The organism is Pseudomonas sp. FG43, assembly GCF_057809175.1.
Genome location: NZ_JBMDJL010000028.1, coordinates 59,660 through 75,310 on the forward strand (window position 1 = coordinate 59,660; position 15,651 = coordinate 75,310).

General features: G+C 57.1%; 16 protein-coding genes. 15 read left to right on the forward strand and 1 reads right to left on the reverse strand.

Translation table 11 applies throughout. From position 1 onward, the window contains the following. Positions 1–671 precede the first annotated feature (671 nt). The 3 genes from ACODS3_RS24910 (at position 672) to ACODS3_RS24920 (ending at position 5,026) form a co-directional block, all read left to right on the forward strand. Entirely contained in the window at positions 672–2,549 is a 1,878-nt protein-coding gene (locus tag ACODS3_RS24910) for a hypothetical protein (protein ID WP_489036720.1), read from the forward strand. Then, on the forward strand, positions 2,525–4,465 hold the full coding sequence (locus ACODS3_RS24915; protein WP_489036729.1) for an immunoglobulin-like domain-containing protein: 1,941 nt from the start codon (positions 2,525–2,527) through the stop codon (positions 4,463–4,465). Before ACODS3_RS24910 ends, ACODS3_RS24915 begins: the two co-directional genes overlap by 25 nt. Positions 4,466–4,567: 102 nt before the next feature. Continuing rightward, complete coding sequence (locus ACODS3_RS24920; protein ID WP_201019941.1) at positions 4,568–5,026, forward strand: hypothetical protein; 459 nt, start codon at positions 4,568–4,570, stop codon at positions 5,024–5,026. Here the strand turns inward: ACODS3_RS24920 and ACODS3_RS24925 are convergent, their stop codons facing one another. Continuing rightward, on the reverse strand, positions 5,027–5,716 hold the full coding sequence (locus ACODS3_RS24925) for an alpha/beta family hydrolase (RefSeq protein ID WP_201019942.1): 690 nt from the start codon (positions 5,714–5,716) through the stop codon (positions 5,027–5,029). It abuts the gene before it with no gap. Between the two features lie 90 nt (positions 5,717–5,806). On the opposite strand from ACODS3_RS24925, the gene ccoN (ACODS3_RS24930) reads away from it, so the two are divergent. The 12 genes from ccoN (ACODS3_RS24930) to ACODS3_RS24985 all read left to right on the forward strand — a co-directional run bounded on the left by ccoN (ACODS3_RS24930) (position 5,807) and on the right by ACODS3_RS24985 (position 15,591). After that, entirely contained in the window at positions 5,807–7,231 is a 1,425-nt protein-coding gene (ccoN, locus tag ACODS3_RS24930) for a cytochrome-c oxidase, cbb3-type subunit I (protein ID WP_201019943.1), read from the forward strand. 10 nt (positions 7,232–7,241) lie between these two features. Then, positions 7,242–7,850 carry a cytochrome-c oxidase, cbb3-type subunit II gene (gene ccoO, locus ACODS3_RS24935; protein WP_025259327.1) on the forward strand — a complete coding sequence of 203 codons (609 nt, stop codon included), beginning with the start codon at positions 7,242–7,244 and terminating at the stop codon, positions 7,848–7,850. 3 nt (positions 7,851–7,853) lie between these two features. After that, positions 7,854–8,057, forward strand: coding sequence for a cbb3-type cytochrome oxidase subunit 3 (locus ACODS3_RS24940; protein WP_201006186.1), 204 nt, complete (start codon positions 7,854–7,856; stop codon positions 8,055–8,057). Then, the gene (gene ccoP, locus ACODS3_RS24945; RefSeq protein ID WP_201019944.1) at positions 8,054–9,004 is read left to right on the forward strand and encodes a cytochrome-c oxidase, cbb3-type subunit III; all 951 of its coding nucleotides are present in this window, start codon (positions 8,054–8,056) and stop codon (positions 9,002–9,004) included. The genes ACODS3_RS24940 and ccoP (ACODS3_RS24945) overlap by 4 nt, the downstream gene beginning before the upstream one ends. 361 nt (positions 9,005–9,365) lie before the next feature. Continuing rightward, positions 9,366–10,808: a cytochrome-c oxidase, cbb3-type subunit I gene (gene ccoN / locus ACODS3_RS24950; RefSeq protein ID WP_304575890.1), complete on the forward strand. Its 1,443-nt coding sequence runs from the start codon at positions 9,366–9,368 to the stop codon at positions 10,806–10,808. Beyond that, positions 10,808–11,416 (forward strand): cytochrome-c oxidase, cbb3-type subunit II, encoded by a 609-nt coding sequence (ccoO, locus tag ACODS3_RS24955; RefSeq protein WP_122320699.1) that lies wholly within the window; start codon positions 10,808–10,810, stop codon positions 11,414–11,416. The genes ccoN (ACODS3_RS24950) and ccoO (ACODS3_RS24955) overlap by 1 nt, the downstream gene beginning before the upstream one ends. 5 nt (positions 11,417–11,421) lie before the next feature. After that, complete coding sequence (locus tag ACODS3_RS24960; RefSeq protein WP_201019991.1) at positions 11,422–11,616, forward strand: cbb3-type cytochrome oxidase subunit 3; 195 nt, start codon at positions 11,422–11,424, stop codon at positions 11,614–11,616. Then, positions 11,613–12,590 (forward strand): cytochrome-c oxidase, cbb3-type subunit III, encoded by a 978-nt coding sequence (gene ccoP, locus ACODS3_RS24965; RefSeq protein ID WP_201019946.1) that lies wholly within the window; start codon positions 11,613–11,615, stop codon positions 12,588–12,590. The genes ACODS3_RS24960 and ccoP (ACODS3_RS24965) overlap by 4 nt, the downstream gene beginning before the upstream one ends. 151 nt (positions 12,591–12,741) lie before the next feature. Next, positions 12,742–12,993: a type II toxin-antitoxin system Phd/YefM family antitoxin gene (locus tag ACODS3_RS24970; RefSeq protein WP_201006177.1), complete on the forward strand. Its 252-nt coding sequence runs from the start codon at positions 12,742–12,744 to the stop codon at positions 12,991–12,993. Beyond that, a complete protein-coding gene (locus tag ACODS3_RS24975) occupies positions 12,993–13,445 on the forward strand; it encodes a type II toxin-antitoxin system VapC family toxin (protein WP_201006176.1) in 453 nt (150 codons plus the stop codon). The genes ACODS3_RS24970 and ACODS3_RS24975 overlap by 1 nt, the downstream gene beginning before the upstream one ends. 190 nt (positions 13,446–13,635) lie before the next feature. Further along, a complete protein-coding gene (ccoG, locus tag ACODS3_RS24980; RefSeq protein WP_489036724.1) occupies positions 13,636–15,051 on the forward strand; it encodes a cytochrome c oxidase accessory protein CcoG in 1,416 nt (471 codons plus the stop codon). Positions 15,052–15,063: 12 nt separating this feature from the next. Next, the gene (locus ACODS3_RS24985; RefSeq protein ID WP_489036726.1) at positions 15,064–15,591 is read left to right on the forward strand and encodes a FixH family protein; all 528 of its coding nucleotides are present in this window, start codon (positions 15,064–15,066) and stop codon (positions 15,589–15,591) included. The last annotated feature ends 60 nt before the right edge of the window (positions 15,592–15,651 follow it).

The following is a 15,651-nucleotide window of genomic DNA, read 5'->3' on the forward strand; positions in this document are numbered from 1 at the left end:
TGCATGCTCCAGAATGACCCGGCTGTCATTTACATCAACACCAGCATTTACCGTCCCGTCATTGATAACCAGCGTTGAATTTGCGCCTACAACACGGTCTATCACACCGCCTTGTACAATATTCAGGGTCCCGCCCCTGATCACGGAATAAGAGTTGACCGGCGTGGATGAGTCTACCGTTTCCTCCCGGCCATCCACGGTAATAGTTCCCAAGGCAACCTGACCTGACGCATTTTCCAGAATATGGTTTCCATCGGCCCCAGCCTCCAACGCAACCATCACGCCCAGTGACATGACGATAGAGGAAACTTTTTTTCCTTTTACAGCCTGTTTTCTATAAAGCACCTTTCACACTCCCAAATATGGAGGCAGAAATAGTGATTTATCGTTTCACTTCAAAAAATTTCAGATCAAAAGCCCAAAAGTAGGACGCTTCCTAAATGAACAAGTTAATTATCTTACAGATCTTCTTACAACCAAACCTAAAACCCTAAAATTATTTTTTCACACACATAAAAACATTTACCACCACCTATTGACGCGCCTAAAGAAAAACGATTACGTCAGCTCCGCAGCTAAAGAATCTATTGGCCAATATTACCTCTACAGCTGGCAAAACCATTCGGCTACATGGCCGTATTATTTTCAGCATCCATTTCAAGGAATAGATCATGCACTCTCAACCACAAACGCCCATCATCATTTCAGGCAATCATCTACGCATACAGAACCCTGACTTGAAAGCACCTGATGTCGCAGCTGCTTTTCATGATGAAGACACGCCTGGGCTTCTACCAATATCCGAATTGAACAATCCGGTCACTGTAGACCTGGAAGTATGGACAGGCGCTCAGCCAGGTTATACCTACACACTTTATTGGGATGGTAAAACCGTAAGCCCCGAGAAACCGATTCTAGATACTCACCGACCTGGAGATCCACTGACACTGGAAATTCCTATCGACCTCCTTACCGAAGGGACCCATACGCTGCAATATCAAACATCGAACCCAGAGAGTCAGGTCAGAAACGAATCCAATATATTCAATCTGGTGATTGACCTGACCGCTCCCGGAAAACCGGAACTCAGCGCCATCCTGTTTCCCCCGGAAGTACAGAATGGATTGACCGCGGCCGAACTTGCACAACTGGGTGGGAAGCTGGACGTTCAGATTGCTGGCTACACCGGCATGGCAAAGCATGATCGGGTACAGACTTACTGGGGCACAACTCTCGGCCCGCAAGCCACCGTCACTGAAGATGACATGGGCCTGGACAGGGTTGCGATCACCTTTACCCGTAGCTTTCTGGAAAGCCTGGGAGAAACGGAACAACTGGTCAAATACAAGGTTTTCGACCGGGCAGGCAACGCATCCATAGACTCCAACCCCGTGCCCATCACACTCAAGTTGCAGGATATTCCGGTCAACTTCCCGGCTCCGATCATCGACCCGGAAGTAGGAACCCTGATCGATCATGCAGAAGCGCAGGCAGGCGTTCAGGTCGATATTCCCAAGTATCCGGGTGCCAGCCCTTTTGACATGATCAAGTTGTTCTGGGGACAGAATAATCCACTGGTTCCGGTCGCTCTTCCACCAGGTAACGAGAACGAAGACATTGTTCTTTCGCTTCGTATCCCTTATGAGACACTCAATCAAAACCCTGTGGGTTCAGTGCAAGTCTTTTATGAAGTGGCACGCCAACTGGATCTGGCGGGCACCTCTCTCAGCAGTACCATTGATGTTTTCCTGACGCTGCCAATTCCAACGCCGCTGGAAACCTTTATCGTCCAGGGCACCAGCGTGGAAAGCCCCAACACCACGGACAACTTCATTGACGAAGAAGACTATGAACTCAATGCGCTAGGGGTCGTGAAGTGGAATACCGACTTTGCCATCAGCGACAACCTGAATCTGTTCTGGGGAGATCAACAAAAGCCCCAATGGTATAAAATCAGGGCAACGGATATCGCTGCCGCACGGGACCTTCTTGTTCCGATCGATAATGCAATCATGAGGGCACAAGGAACCGGTGCGGAAATTCCAGTCCATTACACGGTGACCCGTGCCGGGAATCCCAACCCTGTAAAGTGCCCGGTGCAACTGGTGACGGTCAGATCCAAGGAAGAACTTCCAGGTGGACCGGATGGTCTGGATGGCCCACCGTTCAAACTTAATGACGTGGGTTTCATCGCTCCGATTCTCAATCCCGACGGGGCAGATCTTTATATTGCGCCTTATATCAATATCGATGAAGGCCAGACACTGTCATTGACCTTCAAAGGTTTCGATAAAAACAACAATCCGATTGATGCGTCCAACTATACCGCCGACCGGACACTGGATAAAAACGATGTAACAAACGGTTATACCTTTACCGTTCCCGACCGCAACCTTCGCATTCTCTGCACCGGCTTTGCAGAAGCCAGTTTCCGCGTTGAACCGCCTGCGGGCAGTAATCAGAGCGCTGTTACTTCAAAAGTTACCCGCGCGCCGGTGAACATGCTCGATTCGGTTCAACCGACCTGCCCTATTCCTCCTTTTCAATAATAAGGAAAATAAATATGAACATGTCACTATCAGCTCGTAGAGCAGGAGAACTTGAAGCACCGGAAATTCCTGCCGCACTCGAAAACGGAGTGTTGCCCATCGAATTTCTCGACAGGCCCGTTATTGCAAAACTCAAGGTTTGGGAAGGTGCACAGCCTGGCTATACCTACCAACTGCTATGGAATGACATGATAGCTGGCTCGCAGAAACAGATTCTGGACAGCCAGTTGCCAGGCGATGAGTTGACTCTCGAAATTCCCGTTGCACTGCTGACCGAGGGTGTACACCAGGTTGCCTACAAGACATTCAATCCGGAAAGCCAGATCACGAACTCTTCCAAAGCAACGCGCCTCGAAATCGACCGCACCGCTCCCGGCAACCCGCATCTCGGCCCGATCCTCTTCCCGGCCTTCGTTGACGACGGGCTGACTTCCGATGAGCTGGAAAGCGTGCATAACGTGCTCAGGGGCAGCATTGCCAGTTACAACGGCATGAAGGAAGGCGATGTCATTCGCACTTACTGGAATCAGATTCCCGGCCCTATCACCATGGTCAACAAGGACGATATGGGATTGCAGCGGGTGAATGTGGATTTCGTCAGATCGTTCCTGGAGACCATTGGTGACATCAAGGCGCCCGTCTACTACACCGTGACCGATCAGGCGGGCAATGTGTCCATGAACTCGGAGGAGAAGCTCGTCACGCTGCAGCTATCCGTACAATCACCACTCCCCATCCCGACGGTAAAAGAAGCCAAAGGCGATACCCTCGATCCGGCCAATACGGTCAATGGTGCCACCGTACAGATCGGCACCACTGCCAACCTTGCCGCGGGTGAGCGGGTCACAGTGCAGTGGCAAGGCCCCAAGGGCAGCGATACCCGGGAAAAAATCATCACAGCCGCCGACGTGGGCAAGATCCAGGAGCTTGTGTTCACGGCAGCACTGGTCAACGCCAACGCAGGTCAGACAGTCAACGTGTTTTATACCGTCAGCCGCCTCAACGGGACGGTGCAACAGTCTGAAACCCTGGCCCTGAAGGTTCTTGATACGCACATAGAACTGCCTGCTCCCACCATGGACACTGTCGGCGCCGATGGCGTGGTGATTCCCTCAAGAATCCCGGAATCCGGTGCAACCGTTCGTGTGTCCTACACAGGCATGAGCACTGGCGATAGCGTAGTGGTCAACTGGCGAGGCGCAACGGCTTACGACACGCCGTCACAGGTGGTGGGAGGCAATACCGAGCTGCAATTCACCATCGCCAAATCCCTGATCGTGGCCAGCAGCGCAGCGACCGTCACTTACACCGTCACTCGCGCAGGCACCGCAGCCTTGTCTTCGACACTGTGGCTGAAGATCAGCAAGGAGCTGGAGTTCGACACCTCACCCGTCACCCTGAAGGGCAAGGTCTATCTGTTGCCGGGCTATCCCGACCTTCTGCCAGCCATGCCGTCGGACACAACCGTCCAACGCACAGCCAGCGGTGGTCAGGCACCTTACTTCTATCGTTCAAGCGACCCGTTGGTGGCCAAGGTAGACGGCAATCGCCTGACCTCTGCACGTGGCAAAGGCACGGCAACCATTTCGGTCACGGACAGTCTTGGAGCCATAAAGAGCTATCAGGTTACCGTTACCGGCGTCGTTCACTGCCTGGGGGTTGGTGCGGGCTCCTTCACAAAGATGGCAACGGCCGCCGAGGCGCAAGGCGCGCGCATTCCGTCCATCTATGAGCTCAATGAAATCCACACGGCCTATGGCAGAAGCTGGCCGATGGGCAATGGCAATTACTGGTCCGGCACGGTAGCAGCCTCCAACCTTATGGGCTGGAAATGGTACTACGTGAAAAATCTGGTCACAGGCGCAGACTTCAAATTGCTGCATCACAATGCCAGTCTTGGCGTCGCTATCCGCTAGTAGCCGACTGCGGCCTGGCTGAAATATCCCGGGGCGTTACGTTACCTGAAAGGCGTAACGCCCTCTTTCCATCTATGCGCGTCACGTTCCAAGAGCCAGACCATGCGCCACCCTGTCATTCCCCCCAAACGCTTCGTGCGCCCTCCCTCTTGCGAAGGCAGTTTCAAGGTCAGCGTCAACAAGCAACCGCTACTGGTTTCCTCCCTGCTGGGCAGGTTGACGTTGCGCCCGGAGCTTTCACAGGCGCCCAGTCACTGGATCTGGAAAATAATCGCCGACGGCAAGGTCGGCCATAAACGGACCAGCATCGGTCTGTTTTTCGATAAGGACCTGGAACCCGGCACTTACGACCTGCCGGGTAATGAGCGCATCAAGGTGGTCTACAACGAAAGCCCGCATTGGCAGAGCGTCATTTATCACTCTGCGCATTTTCAGGCCGGTGCTTTCACGCTGATCGAGGCCGACCCTCAGAGTCAGCGTTTGCAAGGGGTGTTCAGCTTCAGTATCTCGGCGGTTGATTTCGAGGTCACGGACGGCTCTTTCGACGTGTATTGCAAGTGATCAGGCCAGCAGGAACTCTGCAATCCGCTGCGCAGACTCAACCAGACACTGCTCATGACTCAGGCCCGACACCTTGAGGGGCTTGAGATCATGATTGGCGGTCGGTAACCAGTGCAACCCGATTGAAGTGGATAGCTCATATCCCTGCACCGTTTCACGATCACCCAATGCATCCCGCTCACCTTGAATGATCAAGGTCGGGGTCTGCAGATCGGCCAGATGCGCCACGCGAGGCTTCTCGGGTTTGCCCACGGCATAGAACGGATAGCCCAGACACACCAGCGCATCGACCTTCAGTTCATCGGCAAGCAGGCTGGCCATTCTTCCCCCCATGGACTTGCCTCCGATGGCCAGACGTCCAGCGACATGAGGTCGCACACGCTCATGCACCTGACGCCAGCAATCGAGTAGCTGCCCCTGAGGATTGGGAGGACGTTTACCCCCCGTAAGACGCCGCTGAGCCATGTAGGGAAACTCGAAGCGCATGACGTTGACGCCCTGTGCAGCAAGGTGTGCAGCCATGTCGTTCATGAAATCGCTGTCCATGGGCGCACCAGCCCCATGGGCCAGAATCAGCGTTGCCTTGCCATCCCCTGCTCCCGGCTGCGCCGCCGTCCAGATCCAGCCGTTGTCCTGCGCCAGTTGTACGCATTGATCCCTGTCAATGCAGGCACCTTGCCCATTGCCCATGCTTGCCTCGCTTCTGATGAGTCTGCCAATAACCCGGAGCTATAACCGTGCGTAATGGCCCCGACCAAGCTGGATGGGATACACACCTAAATGAACACAACTAACAGTACCGCCTATAACTATCAGGTGGTTCGCCAGTTCGCCATTATGACGGTGATCTGGGGAATTGTCGGGATGGGCCTCGGCGTTTTTCTGGCCGCCCAACTGGTTTGGCCTGAGCTCAACTTCAACTTGCCGTGGACAAGCTTTGGTCGCTTGCGTCCACTTCATACCAACGCAGTCATTTTCGCCTTTGGTGGCTGCGCGCTGTTCGCCAGCTCCTACTATTCTGTGCAACGCACCTGCCAGACCCGACTGTTTCTGCCAAAGCTGGCTGCTTTCACCTTCTGGGGCTGGCAACTGGTAATCGTACTGGCTGCCATAAGCCTGCCCCTGGGCTTTACCACTTCAAAAGAATACGCCGAGCTGGAATGGCCGATCGATATCCTGATCGCCGTGGTCTGGGTCGCTTATGCAATCGTGTTTTTCGGCACCGTAGCCAAACGCACCACCAAGCACATTTATGTCGGCAACTGGTTCTTCGGCGGATTCATCCTGACCGTAGCGCTGCTGCACATCGTCAACAACCTGGAAATTCCGGTCAGCCTGACCAAGTCCTACTCGCTGTACGCCGGTGCAACCGATGCGATGGTGCAGTGGTGGTACGGGCACAACGCGGTAGGTTTTTTCCTGACGGCGGGCTTTCTGGGGATGATGTATTACTTCGTGCCCAAGCAGGCCGAACGTCCGGTCTATTCCTATCGCCTGTCCATCGTGCATTTCTGGGCGCTGATCACCCTGTACATCTGGGCCGGTCCGCACCACTTGCATTACACCGCCCTGCCAGACTGGGCGCAGTCGCTGGGCATGGTGATGTCGCTGATTCTTCTGGCTCCAAGCTGGGGCGGCATGATCAACGGCATGATGACCCTGTCGGGCGCCTGGCATAAGTTGCGCAGCGACCCGATCCTGCGTTTTCTGGTGGTGTCCCTGGCGTTCTACGGCATGTCGACCTTTGAAGGTCCGATGATGGCCATCAAGACTGTCAACGCCCTCTCCCACTACACCGACTGGACCATCGGCCACGTCCATGCTGGCGCTCTGGGCTGGGTGGCGATGATCTCCATCGGCGCGCTGTACCACATGATTCCCAAGGTATTCGGTCGCCAACAGATGCACAGCATGGGCCTGATCAATGCGCACTTCTGGCTCGCCACCATCGGCACCGTGCTCTACATCGCCTCGATGTGGGTCAACGGCATCACTCAAGGCCTGATGTGGCGCGCCGTGAACGAGGACGGCACCCTCACCTACTCCTTCGTCGAAGCCCTGCAAGCCAGTCACCCGGGCTTCATCGTCCGCCTGGCCGGAGGCGCCATCTTCTTCGTCGGCATGTTGCTGATGGCCTACAACACCTGGCGCACCGTGCGGGCCTCCAGCCCGGCCGAAGCCACCGCTGCCGCGCAGATGGCCTGAGGATCTGACCATGAAACATGAAGTGATCGAAAAGAACGTCACCCTGCTGATGATCCTGATGGTGCTGGCCGTCAGCATCGGTGGCCTGACCCAGATCGTACCGCTGTTTTTCCAGGACGTGACCAACAAACCGGTAGAGGGCATGAAGCCCTACACAGCGCTGCAACTCGAAGGTCGCGACATCTATATCCGCGAAGGCTGCGTAGGTTGCCACTCACAGATGATCCGTCCGTTCCGGGCCGAAACCGAGCGTTATGGTCACTATTCGGTGGCGGGCGAAAGCGTCTGGGATCATCCGTTCCTGTGGGGCTCCAAGCGTACCGGTCCGGACCTGGCACGGGTTGGCGCACGCTATTCGGATGACTGGCACCGCGCCCACTTGTACAACCCGCGCAACGTCGTGCCGGAATCGAAAATGCCTGCTTACCCGTGGCTGGTCACCCAACAAGTGGACAGCAGCCATACCGAAGCCAAGATCCGCGCCATGCGCACTCTGGGCGTGCCTTACACCGATGCAGATATCTCCGGCGCAGTCGCCAGCCTCAAGGGCAAGACCGAGATGGATGCACTGGTGGCCTACCTGCAAGTGCTCGGCACTTCCATCAAGAGCAAGAGGTGAGCCATGGATATCCAAGACTTGCGCGGCCTCGGCACGTTGGTAGTGGCGATCGCCTTCATCGGGATGTCCCTGTGGGTATCCAGCAGCAAACGCAACCCGGATTTCGCCGAGGCTCGCATGGCGCCCTTTGCCGACGAACCTCATCCATTGAGCACTGACGCGAAACCTGAAACGGAACAACCTGTCGTGCGGAGTAATCAGCCATGACCACCTTCTGGAGCACCTATATCTGCGTGCTGACCCTCGGCAGCCTGATCGGGCTGACCTGGCTGTTGATCGGCACACGCAAAGGCGAAACCAAGGGCAGTACCGACCAGACCATGGGCCACAGCTTCGACGGCATCGAGGAGTATGACAATCCGTTGCCGCAATGGTGGTTCATGCTGTTCGCCGGCACCCTGGTGTTCGCGGTTGGCTACCTGATCCTCTACCCCGGCCTGGGAAACTGGAAAGGCATCCTGCCCGGTTACGAAAACGGCTGGACCGGCGCCCATGAGTGGGAAAAGGAAATGGACCGGGCCGATGCCAGATTCGGTCCCATCTTTGCCAGATTCGCCGCCATGCCGCTGGAGGAAGTCGCCAAGGACCCACAGGCGCTGAAAATGGGCGGACGCCTGTTCGCCTCCAACTGCTCGGTTTGCCACGGCTCGGATGCCAAGGGCGCCTATGGCTTCCCTAACCTGACCGACACCAACTGGCGTTGGGGCGGCAGTGCCGACACCATCAAGAACAGCATCATGATGGGTCGAGTCGCCGCCATGCCTGCGTGGGGGCCGGTAATCGGTGAAGAAGGCGTCAAGAACGTCGCCGCTTATGTTCGCCACTCTCTGGCCGGCCTGCCGCTGCCTGCCGATGACACCGCCAATCTGTCCGCCGGACAGCAAGTATTCAGCTCGACTTGCGTAGCTTGTCATGGTGCTACAGGTAAAGGTGTCGAAGCGATGGGCGCCCCAAACCTGACACAACCGGGCGGTTTCATCTACGGCACCAGCCTTGCGCAACTGCAACAGACCATTCGTCTTGGTCGCCAGGGTCATATGCCTGCTCAGGCCGATTTGCTGGGCAATGACAAGGTGCAATTGCTGGCCGCCTACGTGTACAGCCTTTCTCAGAGTCCTGATCAACTCGAGCGCAGGGAAAAGCAGTCACAGTAACGATTCAGCCCGCTGCAACAAAGAATTGCGCACCCTGCAACGGGGTGCGCAATTCTTCAGCACACGTTTCGCGCCCTTGCTCTGTACTTCCCATGCCCGCCTTTCACGACTAAGCTTGCCCGCAGTGGACTGGCATTAGCTGGTCACAGGTCATGGGAAGTGAATGCTTCACGCATTTACCGGCATGTGTCATCGACCTGTCCATCCCGCCTTTTTCGGTCCGCTTCGGCAGTGTTCCAGTGTCTCCGGGAACATGCCTCAAAGGGCCATCGTTTAAGCGCAAATACTTGTCCGGCATCTGCCGTGGACAGGTTCGTGGCCCTCTGGATACCTATAAATACTGAACCGTGGAACCCTGGAAATGAGCACAGCAATCAGCCCGACTGCTTATAACTACAAGGTGGTCCGCCAGTTCGCCATCATGACGGTGGTCTGGGGAATCATTGGCATGGGGCTCGGCGTTTTCATTGCCGCACAACTGGTCTGGCCTGACCTTAACCTCGATCTGGAATGGACCACGTTCGGACGCCTGCGACCACTGCACACCAATCTTGTGATTTTCGCTTTCGGTGGCTGCGCCCTGTTTTCCACCTCTTATTACGTGGTGCAGCGAACCTGCCAGACGCGGCTGATTTCCGATGGCATGGCTGCCTTCACGTTCTGGGGCTGGCAAGCGGTGATCGTCAGCGCAATCATCACCCTGCCCATGGGTTACACCACCACCAAGGAATACGCCGAACTCGAATGGCCGATTGCGATTCTGCTGGCCATTGTCTGGGTCACCTATGCCGTGGTGTTCTTCGGCACCATCGCCCGCCGCAATACCAAACACATCTATGTCGGCAACTGGTTCTACGGCGCCTTTATTCTGGTGACCGCCATGCTGCACATCGTCAACCACATATCGTTGCCGGTCAGCCTGTTCAAGTCCTACTCGGCGTACGCGGGTGCGACCGACGCCATGATCCAGTGGTGGTACGGGCACAACGCAGTAGGCTTCTTTCTGACCACAGGCTTTCTGGGCATGATGTATTACTTCGTGCCCAAGCAGGCAGAGCGGCCGATCTATTCGTACCGCCTGTCCATCGTGCATTTCTGGGCACTGATCACCCTGTACATCTGGGCCGGCCCGCACCACCTGCATTACACCGCCCTGCCGGACTGGGCGCAGTCACTGGGCATGGTGATGTCGATCATCCTGCTGGCCCCGAGCTGGGGCGGCATGATCAACGGCATGATGACCCTCTCCGGCGCCTGGCATAAGTTGCGCACCGACCCGATCCTGCGCTTTCTGGTGGTGTCCCTGGCGTTCTATGGCATGTCGACCTTTGAAGGTCCGATGATGGCTATCAAGACCGTGAACTCGTTGTCGCACTATACGGACTGGACCATCGGCCACGTCCACGCCGGTGCCCTGGGCTGGGTGGCAATGATCTCCATCGGCGCGGTCTATCACATGATCCCGAAAGTCTTCGGCCGCTCGCAGATGCACAGCATCGGCCTGATCAATGCGCACTTCTGGCTTGCCACCATCGGCACCGTGCTCTACATCGCCTCGATGTGGGTCAATGGCATCACTCAAGGCCTGATGTGGCGGGCCATCAACGACGATGGCACCCTCACCTACTCGTTCGCCGAAGCCCTGCAGGCCAGCCATCCGGGCTATGTCGTGCGCATGATCGGCGGCGCGTTCTTTGCCAGCGGCATGCTGCTGATGGCCTGGAACGTATGGCGCACCGTACGTGCGTCGGACCCCGAGGAAGCCGAAGCTGCCGCCCGAATCGTTGTTGCGGGGGCTCACTGATGAAACATGAAGTACTCGAAAAGAACATTGGCCTGCTGGCCTTCTTCATGGTCATTGCCGTGAGCATTGGCGGCCTGACCCAGATCGTGCCGCTGTTCTTTCAGGACGTGACCAACAAACCGGTCGAAGGCATGAAGCCACGCACCGCCCTGGAACTCGAAGGCCGCGACGTCTACATCGCCAACGGTTGTGTGGGTTGCCACTCGCAGATGATCCGCCCGTTCCGTGCCGAAACCGAGCGCTACGGTCATTATTCGGTGGCCGGCGAAAGCGTCTGGGATCACCCGTTCCTGTGGGGCTCAAAACGTACCGGCCCGGACCTGGCCCGCGTCGGTGGGCGCTACTCGGACGACTGGCATCGCGCTCACCTGTACAACCCGCGCAATGTGGTACCCGAATCGAAAATGCCGGCCTACCCGTTCCTGGTCGAGAAGAAACTCGACGGCAAGGAAACCGCCAAGAAAATGGAAGTCCTGCGCGCCCTCGGCACGCCCTATACCGATGAAGACATCGCGGGTGCCGAAGCCGCCGTGAAAGGCAAGACCGAAATGGACGCACTGGTGGCCTACCTGCAAGGCCTTGGCACAATCATCAAGAGCAAACGGTGAACGCGATGGATATCGGAATGATTCGAGGTCTGGGCACACTGGTGGTGATGGTGGCTTTTATCGGGCTGGCGCTGTGGGTATTCAGCCCGAGGCGCAAGGCTGAATTCGACGACGCGACCATGCTGCCGTTCGCGGACGATCCGCAAGCCACCGAGCATATTGAACAAGAAGCCAGAAACGCCGGGAGCAAGAAAGCATGACCACGTTCTGGAGCCTGTATGTAACGGTTCTGACCCTGGGCACAATCTTCGCCCTGACCTGGCTGCTGCTGGCAACCCGCAAAGGCCAGCGCGATGATCAGACCGAAGAAACCGTAGGCCACTCCTTCGACGGCATCGAGGAATACGACAACCCGCTGCCTCGCTGGTGGTTCATGCTGTTCGTGGGCACCATCGTGTTCGCTCTGGGCTATCTGGCACTGTATCCGGGCCTGGGCAACTGGAAAGGCCTGCTGCCGGGTTACAACTATGCGGACAATGAAAAGCAGCGCCAGTTTTCAGATGGCCAGCAAGGCTGGACCGGCGTTCATGAGTGGGAAAAGGAAATCGCCCGCGCTGAAAACAGATTCGGGCCGCTGTTCGCCAAATATGCCGCAATGCCCATCGAGGACGTCGCCAAGGACCCGCAAGCCCTGAAAATGGGCGGACGCCTGTTCGCCTCCAACTGCTCGGTCTGCCATGGCTCGGATGCCAAAGGCGCCTACGGTTTCCCCAACCTCACCGATGCCGACTGGCGCTGGGGCGGCGATCCGCAAACCATCAAGACCTCGATCATGAACGGCCGTCATGCCGTCATGCCCGCCTGGGGCGAAGTCGTCGGCGAGCAAGGCGTTCGCGACGTATCCGCCTACATCCTGACCCGGCTCGACGGTCGAAAACTGCCTGAAGGCGCCAAGGCTGACCCGGTGGCTGGCCAGAAGATATTCGCGACCACTTGCGTTGCCTGCCATGGCCCGGAAGGTAAAGGCATGCAAGCGCTGGGCGCGCCAGACCTTACTCATCCGGGTGCATTCATCTACGGCTCAAGCTTTGCGCAACTGCAACAGACCATCCGCTACGGTCGTCAGGGCCAGATGCCTGCCCAGGAAGCGACCCAAGGCAATGACAAGGTTCATCTGCTGGCCGCTTACATCTACAGCCTGTCCCGTCAGGAGAAACCCGCCGAGCCTCAGTGATCCGGCTCGACAGATACAGCCCCGCACGGCACTCGGCGGGGCTGTTGCATTTGGACAAGAGTTTTTTGTTGTAGTCACGTTTCTACACGAATAGACTGCGTGAGTCATAAATATAGAAACATGCCTACATGGCTTCCAGGAGGTCACCTTCATGACAACAACGCTCTCAAGCCGCGAATTCAATCAGGACACCAGCGGGGCCAAGAAGGCTGCGAACGACGGTCCGGTCTTCATCACTGACAGGGGGCGTCCGGCCCACGTCCTGCTCTCCATCGAGGACTATCGAAAACTGACCGGCAGCTCTGTCAGCATCGTCGACATGCTGACCATGCCAGGAGACATCGATATCGAATTCGAGCCACAACGGGCCGATATCACACCTCGCCACGTGGACCTGTCCTGATGTTCCTGCTCGATACCAACGTGGTATCCGAACTCAGAAAGCGAAACCCGGATGCCAATGTCGTCCGCTGGGCAAACAACCATGCATCCGCCAGCCTGTTTATCTCGGCCATCACGATCATGGAGCTGGAAACTGGCATATTGCGCATCGAACGCCGCGACCCCATTCAGGGCGCGGCACTGCGCACATGGCTGGAGCATCACGTATTGAAGGCATTCGCCGGGCGAATCCTGGCCGTGGATACCATCGTAGCCAAACGCTGCGCCCAGTTGCATGCTCCCGACCCGCGCAGCGAATGCGATGCGCTGATCGCAGCCACTGCCCTGGTTCACGGCATGAAAGTGGTGACCCGAAACACCACCGACTTCGAGCAATGCGGTGTCACGGTGCTCAACCCATGGATCAGTCAGTTGCACGAAGAACTGGCACCTTACCGAGCGGCACCACGCTGACCAAAGGCATTGAATAGCCTGTCAATTGATCCAGATCACTTACACGAACCGTTTAAGGAACCCAACGCGACCAAAGGTCGCAGACGTGAGGTATAAGGGCAGGCGTATCATTGACGCCATAAGAAACCGCTCTTGACCTCAGTCGGCACGTACTGGCTGTGGCACTTTTCCACTGCCGTGGGACGCCCCAATGAACAACCGGATTCCCGTACACAACATCACCCCGCCCCCCGGGAATGACGACAAGACCGTCGACCTCTACGCCGCGCGAGAAAACATCTACACCCGCGCTTTCACAGGCCGGTTTCGCAACCTGCGCATGCTGGGCGGGCTTGCCCTGTTTCTGGTGTATTTCGGCACGGTCTGGCTGAACTGGGGCGGGCATCAGGCAGTGTGGTGGAACCTGCCGGAGCGCAAGTTCTACATCTTCGGTGCAACCTTCTGGCCACAGGACTTCATCCTGCTGTCGGGCATCCTGATCGTCAGCGCCTTCGGCCTGTTCTTCATCACCGTCTACGCCGGGCGAATCTGGTGCGGCTATACCTGCCCGCAAAGCGTCTGGACCTGGATCTTCATGTGGTGTGAAAAAGTCACCGAAGGCGACCGTAACCAACGCATCAGACTCGACAGGGCGCCCATGAGCGCCAACAAGTTCCTGCGCAAGCTCGGCAAGCACAGCCTCTGGCTTTTGATCGGCTTCGTGACCGGCCTGACCTTCGTCGGCTACTTCTCCCCCATCCGCGACCTGAGCATCGAACTGTTCACAGGGCAAGCCGACGGCTGGGCCTATTTCTGGATCGGCTTCTTTACCCTGGCCACTTACGGCAATGCAGGCTGGCTGCGCGAGCAGGTGTGCGTTCACATGTGCCCGTATGCACGCTTCCAGAGCGTCATGTTCGACAAGGATACCCTGATCGTTTCCTACGACCCGCGTCGTGGGGAAAGCCGTGGGCCGCGCAAGAAAGATGTGGATTACAAGGCCCAAGGCCTGGGCGACTGCATCGATTGCACCATGTGCGTTCAGGTCTGCCCGACCGGCATCGACATCCGCGAAGGGTTGCAGATCGAATGCATCGGCTGCGCGGCCTGCATCGATGCCTGCGATACCATCATGGACAAGATGAGTTACCCGCGTGGCCTTATCAGCTACACCACCGAGCACAACCTGTCAGGTCAGGTCACCCACAAACTGCGTCCACGCCTGATTGGCTATGCCCTGGTTCTGCTGCTGATGATCGGCTTCCTGACCAGCGCCTTCTTCATGCGCTCGCTGGTGGGTTTCGATGTCAGCAAGGACCGCGTGCTGTACCGCGAAAATGCCGAAGGACGCATCGAAAACGTCTACAGCCTCAAGGTGATGAACAAGGATCAGGTCGACCACACCTATATCCTCGATGCGACCGGCCTGCCGGATCTGAAACTGCAGGGCCGACGTGAACTCAGGGTGGCCGCAGGCGATATCCTCAGTATTGCGGTGGAGCTGTCCAGCGCACCGGAAAAAATGCCATCGAGCACCAACGAGGTCACCTTCATCCTCAAGGACATCGACAACAGCGACACCCATGTCGAAGCCAGGAGCCGCTTCATCGGCCCACAAATACGCTAAGGGACACCCGCCATGTCAGTCGCACTCGCTTCAAGCCCGTGGTACAAGCACCGTTGGCCATGGATCATCATCGGCATCCTGGCCTGCTCGGTGACCCTCAGCCTTTCGATGGTGACCATTGCCGTCAACAACCCGGACAATCTGGTCAACGACAACTATTACGAGGCAGGCAAAGGCATCAACCGCTCGCTCAACCGCGAGTTGCTGGCCCAGACGCTCAAGGTACGCGCCAGCATTCACCTGGACGACCTGACAGGCGAAGCCGAACTGCACCTGAGCGGCAACAGCCAGCCTGAACGCCTGGAACTGAACCTGATTTCCCCGACTCAGCCGGACAAGGACCGCCGGATCTTCCTGACCCGCAGCCCCTCCGAAGCCGGTCGCTACATCGGCCAGTTGCAGGACAGGATCGAAGGCCGTCGCTTCGTCGAACTGCTGGGTGCGGAAAACGGCCAGACCTGGCGTCTGTTTGAAGAGGAACAGGTCAGCCACAATGCCTCCCTGAACCTGGGCGATGAACCGCTGCAAGGAAAGAATTGAGGTGGGAACAGATCGGGCGCATGGCAGGTAATGATGTGGGAGGCAGCTTGCTGGGGCCGG

Bases quoted from the DNA above. Each gene is read 5' to 3' on its own strand.
- ccoO (WP_025259327.1), top strand. From the start codon at position 7,242: ATGAAACATGAAGTGATCGAAAAGAACGTCACCCTGCTGATGATCCTG.
- ccoP (WP_201019944.1), top strand. From the start codon at position 8,054: ATGACCACCTTCTGGAGCACCTATATCTGCGTGCTGACCCTCGGCAGC.
- ACODS3_RS24910 (WP_489036720.1), top strand. From the start codon at position 672: ATGCACTCTCAACCACAAACGCCCATCATCATTTCAGGCAATCATCTA.
- ACODS3_RS24925 (WP_201019942.1), bottom strand. From the start codon at position 5,716: ATGGGCAATGGGCAAGGTGCCTGCATTGACAGGGATCAATGCGTACAA.
- ACODS3_RS24920 (WP_201019941.1), top strand. From the start codon at position 4,568: ATGCGCCACCCTGTCATTCCCCCCAAACGCTTCGTGCGCCCTCCCTCT.
- ACODS3_RS24985 (WP_489036726.1), top strand. From the start codon at position 15,064: ATGTCAGTCGCACTCGCTTCAAGCCCGTGGTACAAGCACCGTTGGCCA.
- ACODS3_RS24975 (WP_201006176.1), top strand. From the start codon at position 12,993: ATGTTCCTGCTCGATACCAACGTGGTATCCGAACTCAGAAAGCGAAAC.
- ccoN (WP_304575890.1), top strand. From the start codon at position 9,366: ATGAGCACAGCAATCAGCCCGACTGCTTATAACTACAAGGTGGTCCGC.
- ccoG (WP_489036724.1), top strand. From the start codon at position 13,636: ATGAACAACCGGATTCCCGTACACAACATCACCCCGCCCCCCGGGAAT.
- ccoO (WP_122320699.1), top strand. From the start codon at position 10,808: ATGAAACATGAAGTACTCGAAAAGAACATTGGCCTGCTGGCCTTCTTC.
- ccoN (WP_201019943.1), top strand. From the start codon at position 5,807: ATGAACACAACTAACAGTACCGCCTATAACTATCAGGTGGTTCGCCAG.
- ACODS3_RS24940 (WP_201006186.1), top strand. From the start codon at position 7,854: ATGGATATCCAAGACTTGCGCGGCCTCGGCACGTTGGTAGTGGCGATC.
- ACODS3_RS24960 (WP_201019991.1), top strand. From the start codon at position 11,422: ATGGATATCGGAATGATTCGAGGTCTGGGCACACTGGTGGTGATGGTG.
- ccoP (WP_201019946.1), top strand. From the start codon at position 11,613: ATGACCACGTTCTGGAGCCTGTATGTAACGGTTCTGACCCTGGGCACA.
- ACODS3_RS24970 (WP_201006177.1), top strand. From the start codon at position 12,742: ATGACAACAACGCTCTCAAGCCGCGAATTCAATCAGGACACCAGCGGG.